Raw genomic sequence first — 18,425 nt, forward strand, 5'->3', positions numbered from 1 at the left:
GCAAAGGCGCGCTCGACCAGCCGACGCACGCCCGACCCGGGCTCGCGCATGACCAGGGCAGACGCCGCCAGATCACGCAAGGTCACCGCGCCCTTGGACGCCAGCGCGTGGTCGGCGCGCACGATCGCCACCACTTCGTCCTGGCGCCACGCATGTACGGCCGTGTCGGCGGGCAGCCCCGAGGGCACATCCCCTTCAATAAAAGCCAGGTCCAGCGCGGGCAAGCGCTCGACAATTTCGCGGGTATTGCCATCTGACAGATGCAGGCTGACCGCCGGAAAGGCGGAACGGAAGTCGGCCACCAGCCGGGGCAGCAGATAGCTGGCGGGCGTGGTGCTGGCGCCCAGCCGCAACGCACCCGTTTCCAGCCCGCGCCACGATTCGCGCACGGCCTGCGCCTGCCGGTACACCTGCCGCAGCTGCCGTGCCTGTTCGGCCAGACGCTCGCCGGCCTCGGTCAGCGCAATGCCATGGCCGCTGCGCCGGTACAGCGGTTCGCCAAACCAATCTTGTAGCGCACGCAACTGCCCGGATACGGCCGGCTGAGACAAATTCAGCACCTGCGCCGCGCGGCTGATGTTGCCGGTATCGGCCACGCAGGCGAATGTGAGGAGCTGGTCAGGGGTCATGGATTGCGGTGCTTATTATCAGTATTTCCGATATTACATATCCGAATTGAAGATTTTTCAAATAACGACCCGCGACTTAATATTTCGTCTAGTTATTTAGATATGCCGCAAAGGCCCGTCATGAGCACCTCTTCCAGCACCGCCGTTCCCCTGCCCGCCTCGGCGGCACCCGCCGCAGCCGCCCCGGCCACCGCCACACCCTGGCGCGATAAGCTCAACGGCGTGTTGTTCGTCGGCCTGATGGCGGCTGCCGTGATGCAACTGGCGGACTTGCCCGCCATTCGCCAGCTGGGTTTTTCGCCGCTGGTCGTGGGCATCGTCTGCGGCATGCTGTATGGCAATTTCCTGCGCGGCACCATGCCGGCGGACTGGGGCGTGGGCGTGAACTTCACGGCGCGCCGCCTGTTGCGCATCGCCGTGGCGTTCTACGGCCTGAACATCAGCATCCAGCAGATCGCCGCCGTGGGCCTGCCCGGCCTGGCCGTGTCGGTCGCGGTAGTTCTGGGCACGTTGGTAATTGGCACGGTCGTGGGGCAACGCCTGCTGGGCCTGGACCGCGACACCGCCATGCTGACCGCCGCCGGCAGCGCCATTTGCGGCGCGGCGGCGGTGCTGGCGTTCGAACCCACGCTGCGGGCGGCGCCCCACAAAAGCGCGGTCGCCGTGGCCACGGTCGTGCTTTTCGGCACGCTCTCCATGTTCCTGTATCCGATTCTTTATCACGCGGGCTGGCTCGGCCTGGACACGCAGGCGCTGGGCATCTATATCGGGGGCACCATCCACGAAGTGGCGCAAGTGGTGGGCGCGGCCAGCAATATCGACCCGGCCACCACCGAAGTCGCCACCATCGTCAAGATGACCCGCGTGGCGCTGCTGGTGCCGGTGCTGCTGGTGTTGGGCATGTATCTGCGCAGCGCGGCCAGCCAGTCGGGCGGCCAGGCCAAGGGCGGCAAGCTGCCCATTCCGTGGTTCGCCGTCGGCTTCCTGGTGCTGGCCATCATCAATTCGCTGAACATCATCCCCGCCGACGCCATCGCCGCCATCCGCCGCCTGGACATCTTTGCGCTGACCATGGCCATGACCGCCCTGGGCATCGAAACGCGCTTTGCCCAGATCAAGAAGGCGGGCCCCCGCGTGATGGCCCTGGGCCTCATTCTGTATGCCTGGCTGTTGGTTGGCGGCTACGGCATCGTGAAGTTGGCGACCTGATTTTCAGGCCGTCGCGGCAAAGCGCCGCGACGGCCTGCGCCGCGCACGCCGCTGTCTCGTTTTTCCTGCATAATCGGCTGGTTCCCATGCATTGGAGTCGGCCGCATGACCTCCAGCCCGAAAACCCCGTTTACGACTTTGCCCGCCAATCGCGACGCGGTATTGCGCGTCATGCCGATGCCGGCCGACGCAAATATCCACGGGGACGTTTTTGGCGGATGGATCATGGCCCAGGTGGACATCGCCGGCTCGATTCCCGCCGCGCGCCGCGCCGCCGGCCGGGTCGCCACCGTGGCGGTCAACGCCTTCCAGTTCAAAGAGCCCGTCTTCGTGGGCGACCTGCTCAGCTTTTACGCGGCCATCGTCAAGACCGGCACCACTTCGGTCACCGTGTCCGTCGAGGTCTACGCGCAGCGCCAACGCCTGGACGCTGAAGTCGTCAAGGTCACCGAGGCCACGCTGACCTACGTCGCCACCGACGAAGCGCGGCGCAGCCGCCCCCTACCTTCTCTTTGAGCCGTAACGCATGACGCAGTCCGCCGCCGCGCAGAAACCGCCCGCGACGCCCCGCCGCCTCGACCCGGAAGACGCCCAGACCGCCCTGGCCGAAGTGCAGGAACGCCTGCGCCGCCAGCAGTTGGTGGCCGACCTGGTGCATCGCCAGGAAGAAGGCGATGCCAAGGCGCCGCTGGTCGAAGACCTGGTCCACCGCCAGCACGAAGCCGAACTCAAGACGCTGCTTGACGGCCTGCACCCGGCCGACATCGCCTTCATCCTGGAATCGCTGCCCAAGGACGAACGCCAGGCCATCTGGAAGCTGGTCAGCCCCGAGCACGACGCCGACGTGCTGCTGGAAGTCGAAGACTGGGTGCGCGAATCGCTGATCGAAGCGATGGACCGCCAGGACCTGGTTGCCGCCACCGGCAACATGGACGCCGACGAGTTGGCGGACCTGGCGCCCGACCTGCCGCCCGACGTGGTGGCCGAAGTGCAAAAGGGCCTGACCGAAGAAGAACGTGCGCAGCTGCTGGAAGCCATGGGCTATCCGGAAGACAGCGTGGGCGCGATCATGGACTTCGAAATGGTCCGTGTGCGCGAGGACGTTACGCTGGAAGTGGTGCTGCGCTACCTGCGCCGCCTGCACGAGCTACCCGATCACACCGACCAGATCTTCGTCGTGGACCGCCAGGACAAGCTGCAAGGCATTCTGCCCTTGTCGCGCCTGTTGGTCAGCGAACCCGAGACGGAAGTGCGCGCCGTCATGAACTCGGACTTTCTGGCGCTGAACCCGCTGGATTCCGACGCCGACGCCGCCGGCGCGTTCGAACGCTACGACCTGGTGTCCGCGCCGGTAATGGACGACCAGGGCCGCCTGATCGGCCGCGTCACCATTGCGGACGTCGTGGACGTGATGCGTGAAGACTCGCAAGAACAAGCGCTGTCGCGTGCCGGTCTGCAAGAAGAAGACATCTTCGCGCCCGTCACCACCGCGCTGCGCAACCGCGCGCCCTGGCTGCTGTTCAACCTCTGTACCGCCGCCACGGCGTCTTTCGTGGCATCCCAATTCGAAGGCACGGTCAGCCAGATCGTGATCCTGGCGTTTCTGATGTCGATCGTTGCGGGTATCGGCGGCAACTCCGGCAACCAGACCATGACGCTGATCATCCGGGCGCTGGCCATGGGCCGGATCACCGGGCGCAACCTGTGGCAGCTGGTCAAGCGTGAGCTTTTCGTGACGTTGCTGGTCGGCCTGTGCGGCAGCCTGGTGGCGGCGCTGTTCGCCTGGGTCATCTCGCATTCGCTGTCGATCGCGCTGGTGATGATGGCGGCGATGATCTGCAACATGCTGGTCGGTGCATCGGTGGGCGTGCTGGTGCCGATGGTGCGCGCGCGGTTCGGCAAGGACCCTGCAATGGGGTCGTCGGTGCTGCTGACGTTCGCCACCGATTCATTGGGCTTCTTCATCTTTCTGGGCTTGGCCACGATCTTCTTGCTGTAGCTCGGCCACCACAGAAAATTCTTGTTTTTGCGCTGGTGTGCCGCCCCCTTCCTGGGGCGGTGGCTACGCACGCCGATGCATGACAGCCATCTGACAGGGATGCAGCGATGACTACATGTACAGTCATCGAATTGTCATCTTTACCCCTATTTACCCGCAATGAACGCCAAATTTCGGGCAGCGATTCTCTGTCTGCTGCTCTCGACTTTCACCGCCGCCGCGCAGGCCTGTGAAGGCCTGCCCTCGTGGGCGCAATCCGCTTGCAATCGCCTGGACCAGATCTGGACCGAAGGCGGCCACGACCTCTACGTTTCCGGCTACGCCTGGCACAACCGCGCCACGTACAGCAAAGAAAAAATCGACAGCTTCAACGAGCTGGCATGGGGCGGCGGCTATGGCCGCAGCATCTACGACGAAGACGGCGACTGGCAGGGCCTGTACGCCATGGCGTTTCTGGATTCGCACAGCAAGGTCGAGCCCATCGCCGGCTATGGCTTCCTGAAAATTGGACAGGTCAGCGAGAACTTCCGGTTGGGCGCGGGCTATACCGTCTTCCTGACCGCGCGGCACGACATCATGGGCTACGTGCCGTTTCCGGGCATCCTGCCGCTGGTGGGCGCGGGCTACAAAGACGCGATGTTCTACGCGACCTATATCCCCGGCGCGTCCGGCGCGGGCAACGTGCTGTATATGTTCGGACGCTGGCACTTCTAGGGCGCCACGCGCAAGCTTAAAACGCCTGGCCCAGCCTGCGCACCAGATCGCCCAGCCGCCAGTCGTCGATCCCGTGGGCGCGCAACGCGCGTTCGGTTTCCACCACGTAATCCAGGCAAGGCCCCGAGTGCCCCACGGCACTGCGCACGGACGCGATCAGGCGATCGTCGCAAAGATCGGCGGCATATTCGTCGCAGGCGCGATTCAGCAGGAATACCAGCCCGCGCACCGGCGCGGATTCGGTGTGGCAAGTCAGCCAGCGGGGCGTATAGGCGCCCGTCACCATCTCGCGGCGCCACAGCGCCTGGAACACGTCGGGCACATCGGCGGCGGCGATTTGATACGCCACGCCCCGGCAGCAACCGCCCCGGTTCAAGCCGAACACCAGCCCCGGGTTGTCAGGAGAACCACGATGATCGCGCGACCACAGGCACAAGGACCGGTGATAGCCGCGCACGGTTGCCAGGCGGCGTTCGCGCCACGCAAAGCCGGGATGCCAGATCAGGGAACCGTAGGCGAACACCCACAAGTCGTCGACGCCGTTCCAGCCGGCCAACAGGTCGTCCACCGATAGCGCTTGCCGCGTTTTTTCCAGACCGGCACAGCCGGCGGGTACTGCGAACGACATAGGGTCCTCTGATATCCCGATTCATTCCCCAGCAGGGAATGAGCGATATCCTACGCCGACGGCCGCGCAAAAGAATTGCGAGATAGGCGTTTTGCAACGCGCCGAAAGAAATTTGCATCCGCCTCGACTGCCCGCAATGAAAAAAATTTGCGCGACGCGTCGCTACACCGCGTCCAGCGGTAATTCGGTGGTGCTTTTGATGATTTCCATCGAGAAGCTGGCGCTGACGTCCAGCAAGTCCACGGCGCCGATCAGCCGGCGGTAGAAGCGGTCATACGCCGCCATGTCCTCGACCACAACCTTGAGCAGGTAGTCGATGTCGCCCGCCATGCGGTGAAATTCAACGACATTGGGCAACGCCATGACTGCGTTGATCAGGCTTTGCGTCCATTTTTCGTTGTGCTGGCTGGTCTTGATCGAGACAAAAACGGTCAGGTTCAACCCCAGCGCGCGCGGGTCCAGCAAGATGGCGTTGCGCGCAATGACCCCGTCGTCCTTGAGCTTCTGAATTCGCCGCCAGCATGGTGTGACCGACAGATTCACCTGTTCGGCGATTTCCGCGACCGAGCACGTGGCGTCCTTTTGCAGCAACCCCAATATCTTGATGTCGGTCTGGTCCATGGGCTTTTTCTCGAACGGCATGGGTGCCAATCTTGCCTGTTAGTCCCGCGCGCGTCCAGCGCGAGACCCCGCTTGCGCCTAGTACGTGCCGGGGTAGCCGCCGCCATCGATCAGCACGCTTTGTGCGGTCATATAGCCGGCCTGCGCCGAGCACAGATACGCGCACAGCGCGCCCACTTCCTCGGGCTGCCCGTAACGCCCTGCCGGGTTGCTGCGCGCGCGTTCGTCCCACAGTTGCTCGAACGTCTTGCCGCCAGCCTCGTCCAGCATGCCCTGGATGTGGCGAATCTGTGCATCCGTGGCGAAGGCGCCTGGCAGCAGGTTGTTGATGGTGACGTTGTGCCGCACGGTCTGGCGCGCCAGGCCACCCACGAAACCGATCAGCCCCGAACGCGCGCCGTTGGACAGGCCAAGTTCCGCATGCGGCGCCTTGACGCTGCGCGACACGATATTGACGATGCGGCCAAAACGGCGCTCGACCATGCCGTCCACCACGCGCCGGATCATGTCGATGGGGCCCAGCATCATGGCGTCCAGCGCCGCGATCCAATCGTCCCGGGACCAATCACGAAAATCGCCGGGCAGCGGGCCGTCGGCGTTATTGACGAGGATGTCCGGATGCGGGCACGCCGCCAGCGCCGCATCGCGGCCAGTTGCCTGGGTCAAGTCGGCCGACACCCAGCCCACGCCGATGCCGGTTTCCTTCGAGATCTCGGCGGCTGCCTGCTCTAGCGTCTGCGGGTTGCGTGCCGCGATAGTCACCGCCACGCCCTCGCGCGCCAGCTGCAAGGCGCACGCGCGCCCCATGCCGCGGCTGCCACCAAACACCAAAGCCGTCTTGCCACTGATCCCCAGATCCATGCCCGATTCCCCGTTGATGTGTTGCAGACCGCGCGGCGTCGCCGCGCCAAACCGGATCAGTATAGGACCAGCGGCAGTGCGCGCAGGCAAAAAAAAGGGCCCCGAAGGGCCCTGGGTACCGCTGCGCGATCAGGCGCGAATCAGCCCATCCACTGGCTGACCGGCGCGGCCGCGTCCTGCAAGGGCTGCGCCACCACGTCGATCAGCGCCGGGCCGTCATGTTCCATGGCGGCCTTGATGGCGGCGTCCAGCTTGGCGGGATCTTCCACGCGCCATGCCTTCACGCCATAGGCTTCGGCAATGCGGGCATGGTCGGTGCGGTTGAAGTCCACGCTGTAGTAGCGCTCGTCGTAGCCGGCCTTCTGGCTGGCCTTGATCCAGCCGTAGACGGAATTGGAAAACACGATCATCAGCAACGGCGCCTTGTGGCGGACGATGGTTTCCAGTTCGCCAACGGTAAAGCCGAAGCTGCCGTCGCCCATGACCGATACGCATTTGGACTGCGGGCGGCCCACCCACGCACCCAGCGCGGCCGACATCGAGAAGCCCAGCGCGCCATGTGCGCGGTTGGTAATGAAATGCCGGCCGGGGCGCGACACGTCGTAGTACGCCGAAAAGTACGGGCACGGCGTGCCCGGGTCCGCGCACACCACGGCATCGTCGGGCAGCAGCCGGTTCAGCGATTGCACGACGCGCTCGGGACGAATCGGGGCCTCGAGGCTGTTGGCCAACGGCTCCAACTGCGCGCGACGCGCGGCCTTGGCGCGGCCGGCCAGCACAGCGCCATCCACGGCGTCCGAATTGCGGTGCGCCAGACGCGCCTCTACTTCGGCGCCCAGGGCCTCCAACGCCAGCTTGGCGTCGCCCACCAGGCCCACTTCGGTCAGGTAGTTGGCGCCGATCACCATCGGATCGACGTCGATGTGCAGGATCGGCACGTCGCGGTTCGGGAAGCGCCAGTGTTCCGTGGACGTGGACCCGGCCCGGCAGCCCACGAACAGCACCACGTCGGCTGCGGCGACCACGTCGCGCGTGGCCATCACGCCGCCGTTGGAGCCGACCACGCCCGCGTTCAGGGGATGCGTGTCGGCCAGGCTGCCCTGCCCGCTCACGGTCACGCACACGGCGGCCTTCAGCGCTTCGGCCAATTCCTGCAACGCGCCGCTGGCGCCGGCGATGACCACACCGCCACCGCAGATGATGACGGGCGACCGCGCGCCCACCAGGCGCTGCGCGGCACGCGCCACGTCCGCGGGGTCCGGCGCCACGCGCATGGCGGGGAAGCGGCCGTGTTCGGGCTGCGCCCAGATGTCGGAAGCGTCCACTTGCTGCTTCATCACGTCATACGGAAAGCACAGGTGCGCCGCGCCGGGCTTGCCGGTCGTCATGGCGCGGAACGCCGCGCGCACCATGCCGGGGATCTGGTCGGCGCGGTCGATCGTGCGGTTCCACTTTGTCAGCGGGCGGTACAGCGCTTCCTGGTCAAGTTCCGTCAACGGATACTTGCCACGCGAACCCACGGCGACGTCGGACGTAATGCCCAACACCGGAATCGACGATTCATTGGCTTCGACCAAACCGGGCAAGAGGTAGGTGGCGCCGCCACCGCTGGGGCCTTCACACACGCCGACCTTGCCGGTCACGCGCGCATAGGCGTCGGCCATGTAGCCCGCGCTACGTTCGTCGCGCGTCAGGATGTGCTGCATGCCGTGATCCAGGCGGTACAGCGCGTCGTAGAACGGCAGGCTGGTGTCGCCGCACAGGCCAAAAATATGTTTGACGCCGTTGTGTTGCAGCATCCGCACCATGGCTTCGGCGCCGGTCAAATTTTCCATGTCATCTCCACGAGTATCGCGGACGGGACCGGGCGGCGCGCCGCCCGGTTTACCGTCGCTCAGTTATCCAGATTGATGTTGCTGCTCTTGATGAAGGCGCTCCAGCGGTCGTATTCCGACTTCACGTAGGCGTCCAGTTCGGGGCCGTTCGACGCCACGATTTCGAAGCCCGCTTCCGTTACCTTCTTCTTGATGTCCGGGTCAGCCAGCACCGCCTTGAAGTCGGCCGTCAGCTTTTTCACGGTCGCGTCGGGCGTGCCCTTCGGGGCGAACATGCCGCTCCAGGAATACGCGACAAAGCCCGGAAAGCCCGATTCGATCACCGTCGGCACGTTGGGCAATTCAGGCAGGCGCTTTTCGCCGGCCACGGCCAGGGGCTTGATCTTGCCGCCCTGGATCTGCCCGCGCAGCGCCGCAAAGCTCAGCCACGTCATATTGGCCTGCCCGCCCACCACGGCCTGGATGGCCGGGCCGCCGCCGCCATACGGCACATGCAGCAGTTCAACCTTCGACAGGCGCTTGAGTTCTTCGGGCGCCAGATGGTTCAGCGAACCCACGCCGGTGGACGCGTAGTTGAATTTGTTGGGCGATTCCTTCGCCGCTGCGGCCAGGAACTCTTTCAGGTTATTGCCGGGCACATTGGGATTGGCGCCGATGACCAGCGGAAAACGCACGGTCTGCGAGATGGCAACAAAGTCCTTGAAGGTGTCGTAGGGCAGCTTGGGCTTTACGGCCGGGTTGATGCCGTGATTGTCGAAGCTGACCAGCAACGTATTGCCATCGGGTTCGGCGCGCGCCACGAAAGCGGTGGCGATCTGGCTGGCCGCGCCGGGGCGGTTTTCAACCACGACCGCGCGCCCACCCAGTTGCTGGGACAGACGCGGCTGCAAGATGCGCGCCAGGATGTCGGTGCTGCCGCCCGGCGGGTACGGCACCACCAGGATCAACGGCCGTTCTTCGGCGGCGACGGGTGCGGCCACCATGGCGCCCCCGGCGGCAGCCAGCGTGCATAAGCCCGCCAGGATCCGCTTCATTGTGTGATTCATTATTTTTCCCCTGCTGTTGTGGTGTTGGCCGGCGCTACCGTGGCGGGTTCGGCCTGGTCCCGCATGTAAATCGTAGAAAAGCCTGTGCGTATCACGTCGGTAATCTGATCCAGGCGGCGCCCGATATGCGCGCCCATCAGCGCGGGCAGCGCATCCATGTCGCGCTGTTCCAGCGCCTGCACGATGCGCAGGTGTTCGCCCTGCGTGTGGCTGCGCCGGCCCTGCTGCATATCGATCCAGCGCACGAAGTGAATCCGGGCGTTGACGCTTTCCAGGGCCCGCACGAATTCTTCATTGCGCGACAGCCCCGCCAGATGCAGGTGAAACGCTTCGTCCAGTTCCAGCAAGCGGGTGGCGTCGCTGTCTTCCGGCACATCGCGCGACCGATCGACGAATGCCCGCAACTGGGCCAGTTCTTCGTCGCTGGCACGCTCGCACGCGGCGCGCACGATGCCCGCTTCCAGCACCGCGCGGTATTCGTACAGGCTGTGAATCTGCTTGGCGTCCAGCAAGCGAGCGATAAATCCGCGGTTGACCGAGCGGGTCAGAAAGCCTTCAACCATCAACTGGTTCAGCACCTCCCGCAGCGGCGTACGGCTGACGTTCAAACGGCGCGCCAGCTCAACTTCGTTGATGCGTTCGCCGGGCTTGAAATCAAAGCGCACCGCCATCGCCTTGACCGCGCCGTACAGCTCGGCCTGGCCCGCGGAGGTGCGGGCAGCGGGACGATGGACGGTGGGCGACTGCGTCATGGAGCGGAATCCGGCTGGCAAATAGAGGAGATCGGGGTGGGGAAATGCGGCGGGATGAAGTGCATACTAAAGTGCATACACTTTGCCTTGCAAGCAGGGTTTGCCCGCAAGAGGCGGGTCCGGGCGCCGCGAGACCAAAAAGGGACGCAACGCGACACGGCTGCGAAAAATGCAGCCGGGGATCACAAGTGTGGAAGTCAGAAAACGGGCGCGGCGCGACCGACACGCCCGTTGGCAAGCTACAGGCCGGTATCGAGCGTGTAGTGGGCGCCGTCGCGGTTTTCCAGCGTCAGCGTGGACAACACGGGCGTTACCGCTGCCGCGTCTTGCTGAACGTGAATGCGCAGATTGGCCAGCGGTACGTCCCAGCCGCCCGAAGCAGCTTCGGCGGATACGTCCGCCACCCGCGCCAGGCGCTCGGCCACCGCTTGCGCATCCGCCGCGCGCGCGTCGATGCGAATCAGGCTGCGCGCGCCATTAGGATGCGCCATCAATGCCGGCGACCACACGCATTCCGGCGTCAGGTGTCGGCAGAAATACATGCGGATGCCGGGCAAGGGCTGCTCGGCAAAACGCACGGTATGGAACTTGGCCTGCACTTCCTGGCCGTCCAGCATCGCCGGGCGGGTCAGTTCTTGCACAGGGTTCACGGCGAACCCGGCGGCCTTGAGCCGTTCGTAGGTGGCGTCGGCGTCATAGGTGCGAAACACCAGTGCTTCCAGCCCGAACGGCGAATCCGCGATTTCCTTGCGGGCGGGCGGCGCCCCCGGCGGCCATCCCAGCAATTCCACATACGTGCCTTCCAGCACGATCAGCCGATTGCAGGACCCCAGGTTATGCACCGCCTTGTCGCTCAGGTGAAAGCCCTGGCGTTCAAAGTGCGGCGCCAGCGCATCCAGCCGGTCGCGCACCATCACGACGGCGTGGTCGAATTCGGTGCGGCCAACAGAATGCAGCATGGCGTTATCCCCTGATCAGACCAGCTTGCCGTGGCACTGCTTGTACTTCTTGCCGCTGCCGCACGGGCACGGGTCGTTGCGGCCGACCTTGGGCAGCGCGTTGCGCACGGGCTGCGCGCTGTCGTCCGATTCCGTCTGGGCCAGTGCCTCGTCGTAGTCGGAGTGGTGGTATTGCACGTTTTGCACGTGCGATTGCGCCGCTTCCGCTTCGGCTTGCTCGACCTGCTCGGACGACTGCACGCGCACCGTCATCAACACGCGCACGACGTCGTCGCGAATGCGATCCAGCATGCCCGAGAACAGTTCGAAGGCTTCGCGCTTGTATTCCTGCTTGGGGTTCTTCTGCGCGTAACCGCGCAGATGGATGCCCTGGCGCAGGTAGTCCAGCGACGACAAGTGTTCGCGCCAGTGCGTGTCGATCGATTGCAGCATGATCGAACGTTCAAACTGCGACCACGATTCAACGCCCACCTGGTCAACCTTGGCCTGGTACGCATCGCGCGCCGCGGCCACCACGCGTTCGCGCAGGTCTTCGTCGGTCAGGTTGGATTCCTTCTCCAGCATTTCCGTCAGCGGAAGGTGCAAGTGCCAGTCGGCTTCCAGCGCCTTTTGCAGGCCGGGGACATCCCATTGGTCTTCGACCGATTCCGGCGGCACGTACGTGTTGAACAGTTCGACCACGGCGGCATCGCGCAGGTTGTTCACCGTGGCGCTGACGCTGGCGGCTTCCAGCACGTCGTTACGCTGCGAATACAGCACCTTGCGCTGGTCGTTGGCAACGTCGTCGTATTCCAGCAATTGCTTGCGGATGTCGAAGTTGCGGCCTTCCACCTTGCGCTGCGCGGTTTCGATCGAACGCGTCACCATGCCCGCCTCGATGGGCTCGCCCTCGGGCAGCTTCAGGCGTTCCATGATGGCGCGCACGCGGTCGCCCGCGAAGATGCGCATCAGCGAGTCTTCCAGCGACAGGTAGAAACGGGACGAACCCGGGTCACCCTGGCGGCCGGCGCGGCCACGCAGCTGGTTGTCGATACGGCGCGATTCGTGGCGCTCGGTGCCGATGATGCGCAGGCCGCCAGCGGCCTTGACCTGCTCGTTCAGCGGCTTCCATTCAGCGCGGATCTTCTCGATGCGCGCATTCTTTTCGGCTTCCGACAGCGATTCGTCGGCGCGGATCAGGTCGACCTGCTTGTCCACACTGCCGCCCAGCACGATGTCGGTACCCCGACCGGCCATGTTGGTGGCGATGGTGATGTGACCCGGCTTGCCGGCTTCGGCAACGATCTCGGCTTCGCGGGCGTGCTGCTTGGCGTTCAGCACTTCGTGCGGCAGCTTGGCCTTTTTCAGCAGGCCCGACAGCAGCTCGGAGTTTTCAATGCTGGTCGTGCCCACCAGCACGGGCTGGCCGCGCTCGTGGCAGTCGCGGATGTCTTCGAGGATCGCGTTGTACTTTTCCGGATCGGTCTTGAAGACCTGATCGTTCTGGTCCTTGCGGATCATCGGCTTGTTGGTCGGGATGATGACCGTTTCAAGCCCGTAGATTTCCTGGAATTCGTACGCTTCCGTATCGGCCGTACCGGTCATGCCGGACAGCTTTTCGTACATGCGGAAGTAGTTCTGGAACGTGATGGATGCCAGCGTCTGGTTCTCGTGCTGGATCTTCACGCCTTCCTTGGCTTCAACGGCCTGGTGCAGGCCATCGGACCAACGGCGGCCCACCATCAGGCGGCCCGTGAATTCGTCGACGATCACCACTTCGCCGTCCTGCACCACGTATTGCTGATCGCGGAAGAACAGGTTGTTGGCGCGCAAGGCCACCATCAGGTGGTGCATCAGGGCAATGTGGCGCGGGTCGTACAGCGATTCGCCTTCCGGCAGGATGCCCAGGCGGGCCAAAATGGCCTCGGCATTCTCGTGGCCGGCTTCCGACAGGTAAACCTGCTGGCTTTTTTCGTCGACCCAGTAATCGCCTTCGGGTTCCGGCTCTTGCGGCTTGGGCTCGCTGGCCATGCGCTTGAGCAGCGGCGGCACCGCGTTCATGCGGATGTAGAGCTCGGTGTGATCCTCGGCCTGGCCCGAAATGATCAGCGGCGTACGGGCTTCGTCGATCAGGATCGAGTCCACTTCGTCGACGATGGCGTAGAACAGCACGCGCTGGCGGCGGTCCTCAACACGGTATTCCATGTTGTCGCGCAGGTAGTCGAAGCCGAATTCGTTATTGGTGCCGTAAGTGATGTCGGCGGCGTAGGCGGCCTTTTTCTCTTCGTTAGGCTGCTGCGGCACCACCACGCCCGTGGTCATGCCCAGGAAGTGGTACAGGCGCCCCATCCATTCCGCGTCACGGCGGGCAAGATAGTCGTTCACCGTCACCACGTGCACGCCCTTGCCGGCGCATGCATTCAGGTAAACGGGCAACGTCGCCATCAGCGTTTTGCCTTCCCCCGTGCGCATTTCGGCAATCTTGCCGCTGTGCAGCGCGATGCCGCCCAGCAACTGAGAGTCGAAATGGCGCATCCCGAACACGCGCTTGCCGGCTTCGCGCACGACGGCGAAAGCTTCGGGCAGCAGGTCGTCAAGCGACGTACCTTGGGCGTATCGGGATCGGAATTCGTCAGTTTTGGCCGCCAGCTCCGCATCGGAAAGCGCGGAAATCTTGGGCTCGAGCCCATTGATCTGGGTTACCAGCTTGCGATACTGCTTAAGCAGCCGGTCGTTGCGGCTACCTATGAGTTTTTTGAGCAGAGAAACCATGCGTATGTCGGCCGCACGAGCCACGCCGCGCCTGCAAAGGGCAAGAGCAGCGCCTCCCGTGACTTTGATTTATTGGTTGAGCGGGGGTCCGCTGGGAAACGAACCAGTTTAACGCACCTGGCGCGTAATAGCCTGGCCCTATGGCCAGAGTGCTGAAGATGACCGGTTTGACCGGTCAGCGCGCCGCAGGTTCAGTCGCGGCGGCCTGGGCCACGGCGGGCGGCGCGTTCTGCTGCGATCCCAGGAACAAACGGGGGTCCAGCGGTTGTCCGGCAAGGCGGACCTCAAAGTGCAGATGCGGGCCGGTCGAACGGCCGGAACTGCCCACGCGAGCCACTTGCTGGCCGCGTTCCACCAGTTGCCCCTGCTTGACCATCAGCGACGACGCATGCGCGTAGCGCGTGATCAGGCCGTCGCCATGGTCGATTTCGACCATATTGCCAAAGCCGGGCTGGAACTTGGCTTCCAGCACCACGCCGCCGGAAGCGGCCAGGATCGGGGTGCCCGAAGGCGCCGCGAAGTCCAGGCCTTCGTGCATGGCGGTGCGACCCGTCACCGGATTGCGGCGCCAGCCGTAGGAGGAACTCAGATAGGGATAATCGGTGATGGGCATCGCCGTGGGCATGCGGGCCTGGTCGGCCGACCGCTTGGTCAGCGCCGCGTCCAGCAGCTTCAGGTTGTCGGATTGCTGCGCCAGCCGCGCCTGGATTTCGTCCAGCTGGCGGCCCAGCGCTTCGGCGGACGCCGCGCTGGGCGGCGGGTGGTCAGTGAACAGGTCATCCATGACCTGGGTCGCTTCCGGCTGGGTCAGCGCTTCGGGCTGCGCCACGGCCAGTTGCTTGGCTAGTTCCGGGTCGGTGTACGCCACGCCGGCCACCTTGGCCACGCGCTGGCCCAAGCCGTCGATGCTGACCAGCTTGGCTTGCAGGGCGCCTACCTTGGCGGCCAGCAGGTTCATGTTTCCACGCAGGAAATCGGTATCGCGACCCGGCTGTTGTGCCAGCGGCCAGCCCACGGTGTGTACCGCCGGCAGGATGGGAGTAAGGTAGCGCTGTAGCGCGGCGCCGAATATGGCGGCTGTCATCAGAGCGGCCCCAAGCAGCAACGCCAGCCGCGCGCCACCCAGGGTGAAATGCCCGTCCCGCCCGTCGCGGGCGTGCATAATCACGATTTTCAAGATTGCTTCCTAATTCTCTAGAGCCGGGATGAATAGACCCACTTCATACCGTCAACGTTCCAGTTCCAGCCGGCGGAAAGAAAATACCGCTCTGGGATGGCTGGGTCATGACATGCGGGGCGCCGGAGTGTTGGCGACTGCCCGCAAGCACTTGCAAATTCAGTATGCGGTGGCGGCGGTTCTGCCCGCCCCGCTAGGTGCCGTCTGCCAGGTGGGCAAACTGGAAAACCAGTGCCTGCATCTTGTGGTGCCCAGTGCCGCGCACGCAGCCAAGATGCGTCAGTTGGCGCCGCGCGTGGCGCGTGCCCTGGCCGATCAAGGCTGGAACCTTAACGAAATTGCCGTCAAGGTACAAGCGGGGTTACCGAAGCCCGGCGCCCGTCAGCCACGCCCTCCCAAAGAGGCGCAACCCCTGGGCAATACCGCCTTGGGCGCGTTCGAGACGCTGCACGAAAAACTGCGCCCCGGCCCGTTGGCCGACGCGGTTGCCAAGCTCTTGAGGCATCACAAGAGTAGCTGAAGCTATCCGGCTTTGTCCGGCGCGCACGGCGCATGGAAACGAAGCGAAACCAAGTTCTTGTCGGACTACGACGATGGTTTGCAGCCGGATGGCGACTGTTGCATCAGGGGATGATGACCGGCCCCGCCCATTGGTCGGACAAGGCGGTAAACGGACGAAATCGGGGCATCGCGCCCCCGCCCGCATCCCGTCAGGAACCCGGCGTTACGCCAGCTTCCATTCGTGGCGGAAGGCTTGCGGCGCTTCAGCCTGCGATTCATAGGTGATCAGTTCCCAGGCATCTTGCTGCGCGAGCAGCGCACGGGCCAACTGATTGTTCAGGCCGTGGCCCGACTTGCACGCCACGTAGCGGGCCACCAGGGGCTTGCCCAACAGATACAGGTCGCCGATGGCGTCCAGGATCTTGTGCTTCACGAATTCATCGTCATAGCGCAGCCCGTCGCTGTTCAGCACCCGGTATTCGTCCATGACGATAGCGTTGTCCAGGCTGCCGCCACGGGCCAGGCCCATCGAGCGCAGCGCTTCCACTTCATTGACGAAACCGAACGTGCGCGCGCGGGCAATTTCACGCACGTACGAATGCGTGGCGAAATCGATCTCGGCAAAATTGGCGGTGGAATCAATGGCGGGGTGGCGGAAGTCGATCGAGAAGGCCAATGCGTAGCCTTCGTGCGGTTCCAGCCGCGCCCATTTTTCGTTGCGGCCTTCGCCTTCGCGCACTTCCACCGTCTTTTTGACGCGGATGAACTGCTTGGGCGCGTTCTGCTCGACGATGCCCGCCGAGCGCAACAGATAAACAAAGGTTGCCGCACTGCCGTCCATGATGGGGACTTCTTCGGCAGTGAGGTCGATATGCAGGTTGTCGATACCCAGGCCGGCCAAAGCCGACATCAGGTGCTCTACCGTGGATACGCGGACGTTGCCCTGTTGCAGGACGGACGCCATGCGCGTGTCGCCCACGCCGGTGGCCTGAGCAGGCAGGTCCACGACTTCGGGCAAATCAACACGGTGGAAAACAATGCCCGTATTGGGCTGTGCCGGACGCAGGGTGAGCTCTACCCGCCGTCCGGAGTGGACGCCGACGCCTGTCGTGCGGACGAGATTCTGAATGCTGCGCTGTCGGAACATGATGCTTGGGTATTAGAGCCAGGAAGCCGGCACGAAGAGTACAGATTGCCGGCGTAACTGACGTATTGTAACGCTGTCCGATCCTTGGCGCCATCAAGCAACCCGGATCGACCGATACTTCCGTCCCTTTATAGAACCGTGCAAGGGAAACACGGACCGCTCCGCCTCCGGCTCGCCCGCGGGGACAAGCGAGCCGGAGATGAGGGAGTTGCGATTCAGAGCCTGTAGTCGGCTCTTTCGTTCAATCCGCCTGCTTGCGCAGGAATGCCGGGATGTCGAAATGATCCATGCCCGAGCTTTCCAACGCACGCACCTGGGCCGACGCCTGGCTGCGCGGGTTGCGCATGACAGACGGCATATCCAGATTGCGGTAATCGCCACCTTGACCAGCCGGCATCGTGCCCATGGGCATGTTGTCGGTACCGGTACGCAGCACTTCAGCCGTGCTTTGCACCAGTTGCGGACGCGCTTGCGCACGGCCCAGGCCGGTTGCAACCACGGTCACGCGCAGGTTTTCACCCATGGATTCGTCGTAGGCCGTACCGAAAATCACGGTCGCGTCGTCCGAAGCGTAGCTGCGGATCGTCTCCATGATTTCGCGCGTTTCGCGCATCTTCAGCGAGCGGCTGGCGGTGATGTTGACCAGCACGCCACGCGCGCCGTTCAAGTCCACGCCTTCCAACAACGGGCATGCAATGGCGTGCTCGGCGGCGACACGTGCGCGGTCCGCGCCCGATGCCGATGCCGTGCCCATCATGGCCTGGCCCTGCTCACCCATGATCGTCTTGACGTCTTCGAAGTCGACGTTGACGTTACCTTCGACGTTGATGATTTCGGCGATGCCCGCGCAAGCGTTGTGCAGGATATCGTCGGCCGAACGGAAGCAGTCTTCCTGCGTCGCGTCCTCGTCCATCAGTTCATAGAGGTTCTCGTTGAGGACCACGATGAGCGAATGCACGTGCTTAGCCAGTTCGGCAATGCCGTCCTCGGCCATCTTCAGGCGCTTGTTGCCTTCAAACGTGAAAGGCTTGGTGACCACGCCAACGGTCAGGATGCCCAGTTCCTTTGCCACTTCGGCCACGACCGGACCCGCGCCGGTGCCGGTGCCACCGCCCATGCCGGCGGTGATGAAGACCATGTGAGCGCCGTTCAGCGCAGCACGGATCTCCTCGCGCGCGGTTTCAGCCGACGCACGTCCTTGCTCGGGCTTGGCGCCCGCGCCCAGGCCGGTACGGCCCAAGCGAATCTGCACCGGGGCATTGGTTGCCGCCAGCGCTTGCGCATCGGTGTTGGCGCAGATGAAATCCACGCCGTGCACGCCGCTGCGAATCATGTGCGCGACGGCATTGCCGCCCGCACCGCCCACACCAACGACCTTGATTACGGTCCCTTTGGTGTTGTTCTCAAGCATCTCAAAGTTCATCATGATGACTCCCTCACAAGTCCGATTTTGCAAATCACAAAAATTCCCCAACAACCTATATTTTGTGAATCGCCTCAAAGCCGATGCCGACTGCTATGGTCCGCGACGGGTTTGAGACGCCTCCCCTTTCTGGTCCGCCCCGCGATACTGCCGCGACGCGTTCCAAGGAGCAG

At 64.0% G+C, this 18,425-nt stretch carries 17 protein-coding genes; 5 read left to right on the plus strand and 12 right to left on the minus strand.

Going from position 1 to position 18,425, the window contains the following annotated elements; genetic code table 11:
- Positions 1 to 629: LysR family transcriptional regulator (locus YH64_RS25940; RefSeq protein ID WP_143215547.1), on the minus strand; the 629-nt coding region annotated here is incomplete at its 3' end.
- Positions 630 to 749: 120 nt separating this feature from the next.
- Between YH64_RS25940 and YH64_RS25945 the strand changes: the two genes are divergently transcribed.
- The 4 genes from YH64_RS25945 to pagP all read left to right on the plus strand — a co-directional run bounded on the left by YH64_RS25945 (position 750) and on the right by pagP (position 4,551).
- Complete coding sequence (locus YH64_RS25945; protein ID WP_046804299.1) at positions 750 to 1,838, plus strand: YeiH family protein; 1,089 nt, start codon at positions 750 to 752, stop codon at positions 1,836 to 1,838.
- A gap of 105 nt (positions 1,839 to 1,943) precedes the next feature.
- On the plus strand, positions 1,944 to 2,354 hold the full coding sequence (locus YH64_RS25950) for an acyl-CoA thioesterase (RefSeq protein WP_046804300.1): 411 nt from the start codon (positions 1,944 to 1,946) through the stop codon (positions 2,352 to 2,354).
- A gap of 10 nt (positions 2,355 to 2,364) precedes the next feature.
- Positions 2,365 to 3,837, plus strand: coding sequence for a magnesium transporter (mgtE, locus tag YH64_RS25955; protein WP_046804301.1), 1,473 nt, complete (start codon positions 2,365 to 2,367; stop codon positions 3,835 to 3,837).
- Between the two features lie 159 nt (positions 3,838 to 3,996).
- Positions 3,997 to 4,551 carry a lipid IV(A) palmitoyltransferase PagP gene (gene pagP, locus YH64_RS25960; RefSeq protein WP_046804302.1) on the plus strand — a complete coding sequence of 185 codons (555 nt, stop codon included), beginning with the start codon at positions 3,997 to 3,999 and terminating at the stop codon, positions 4,549 to 4,551.
- Between the two features lie 16 nt (positions 4,552 to 4,567).
- Here pagP and YH64_RS25965 read toward each other — a convergent pair whose 3' ends face one another.
- The 9 genes from YH64_RS25965 to YH64_RS26005 form a co-directional block, all read right to left on the minus strand.
- Positions 4,568 to 5,179, minus strand: a complete 612-nt coding sequence (locus tag YH64_RS25965; RefSeq protein ID WP_046804303.1) for a gamma-glutamylcyclotransferase — start codon at positions 5,177 to 5,179, stop codon at positions 4,568 to 4,570.
- Positions 5,180 to 5,341: 162 nt separating this feature from the next.
- The gene (locus tag YH64_RS25970; protein WP_046804345.1) at positions 5,342 to 5,800 is read right to left on the minus strand and encodes an Lrp/AsnC family transcriptional regulator; all 459 of its coding nucleotides are present in this window, start codon (positions 5,798 to 5,800) and stop codon (positions 5,342 to 5,344) included.
- Positions 5,801 to 5,878: 78 nt separating this feature from the next.
- Positions 5,879 to 6,661, minus strand: a complete 783-nt coding sequence (locus tag YH64_RS25975) for an SDR family oxidoreductase (RefSeq protein ID WP_046804304.1) — start codon at positions 6,659 to 6,661, stop codon at positions 5,879 to 5,881.
- A 140-nt stretch (positions 6,662 to 6,801) separates the two neighbouring features.
- Positions 6,802 to 8,496 carry a thiamine pyrophosphate-binding protein gene (locus YH64_RS25980; protein ID WP_046804305.1) on the minus strand — a complete coding sequence of 565 codons (1,695 nt, stop codon included), beginning with the start codon at positions 8,494 to 8,496 and terminating at the stop codon, positions 6,802 to 6,804.
- Positions 8,497 to 8,555: 59 nt separating this feature from the next.
- On the minus strand, positions 8,556 to 9,542 hold the full coding sequence (locus YH64_RS25985; protein WP_046804306.1) for a tripartite tricarboxylate transporter substrate binding protein: 987 nt from the start codon (positions 9,540 to 9,542) through the stop codon (positions 8,556 to 8,558).
- Positions 9,542 to 10,294 carry a GntR family transcriptional regulator gene (locus YH64_RS25990; protein ID WP_046804307.1) on the minus strand — a complete coding sequence of 251 codons (753 nt, stop codon included), beginning with the start codon at positions 10,292 to 10,294 and terminating at the stop codon, positions 9,542 to 9,544. Before YH64_RS25990 ends, YH64_RS25985 begins: the two co-directional genes overlap by 1 nt.
- A gap of 239 nt (positions 10,295 to 10,533) precedes the next feature.
- Positions 10,534 to 11,253, minus strand: a complete 720-nt coding sequence (locus YH64_RS25995; RefSeq protein ID WP_046804308.1) for a VOC family protein — start codon at positions 11,251 to 11,253, stop codon at positions 10,534 to 10,536.
- 15 nt (positions 11,254 to 11,268) lie between these two features.
- Positions 11,269 to 14,004, minus strand: a complete 2,736-nt coding sequence (gene secA, locus YH64_RS26000) for a preprotein translocase subunit SecA (protein WP_046804309.1) — start codon at positions 14,002 to 14,004, stop codon at positions 11,269 to 11,271.
- A gap of 175 nt (positions 14,005 to 14,179) precedes the next feature.
- A complete protein-coding gene (locus tag YH64_RS26005) occupies positions 14,180 to 15,166 on the minus strand; it encodes a M23 family metallopeptidase (RefSeq protein ID WP_046804346.1) in 987 nt (328 codons plus the stop codon).
- A gap of 127 nt (positions 15,167 to 15,293) precedes the next feature.
- Between YH64_RS26005 and YH64_RS26010 the strand changes: the two genes are divergently transcribed.
- A complete protein-coding gene (locus YH64_RS26010) occupies positions 15,294 to 15,701 on the plus strand; it encodes a DciA family protein (protein ID WP_006217476.1) in 408 nt (135 codons plus the stop codon).
- A gap of 204 nt (positions 15,702 to 15,905) precedes the next feature.
- Here YH64_RS26010 and lpxC read toward each other — a convergent pair whose 3' ends face one another.
- Positions 15,906 to 16,829 carry a UDP-3-O-acyl-N-acetylglucosamine deacetylase gene (gene lpxC, locus YH64_RS26015; RefSeq protein WP_046804311.1) on the minus strand — a complete coding sequence of 308 codons (924 nt, stop codon included), beginning with the start codon at positions 16,827 to 16,829 and terminating at the stop codon, positions 15,906 to 15,908.
- Between the two features lie 241 nt (positions 16,830 to 17,070).
- Entirely contained in the window at positions 17,071 to 18,255 is a 1,185-nt protein-coding gene (gene ftsZ / locus YH64_RS26020) for a cell division protein FtsZ (RefSeq protein ID WP_046804312.1), read from the minus strand.
- Positions 18,256 to 18,425: the final 170 nt, after the last annotated feature.

The organism is Achromobacter sp. LC458, from assembly GCF_001005835.2.
Taxonomy (GTDB): Bacteria; Pseudomonadota; Gammaproteobacteria; order Burkholderiales; family Burkholderiaceae_B; genus Achromobacter; species Achromobacter spanius_B.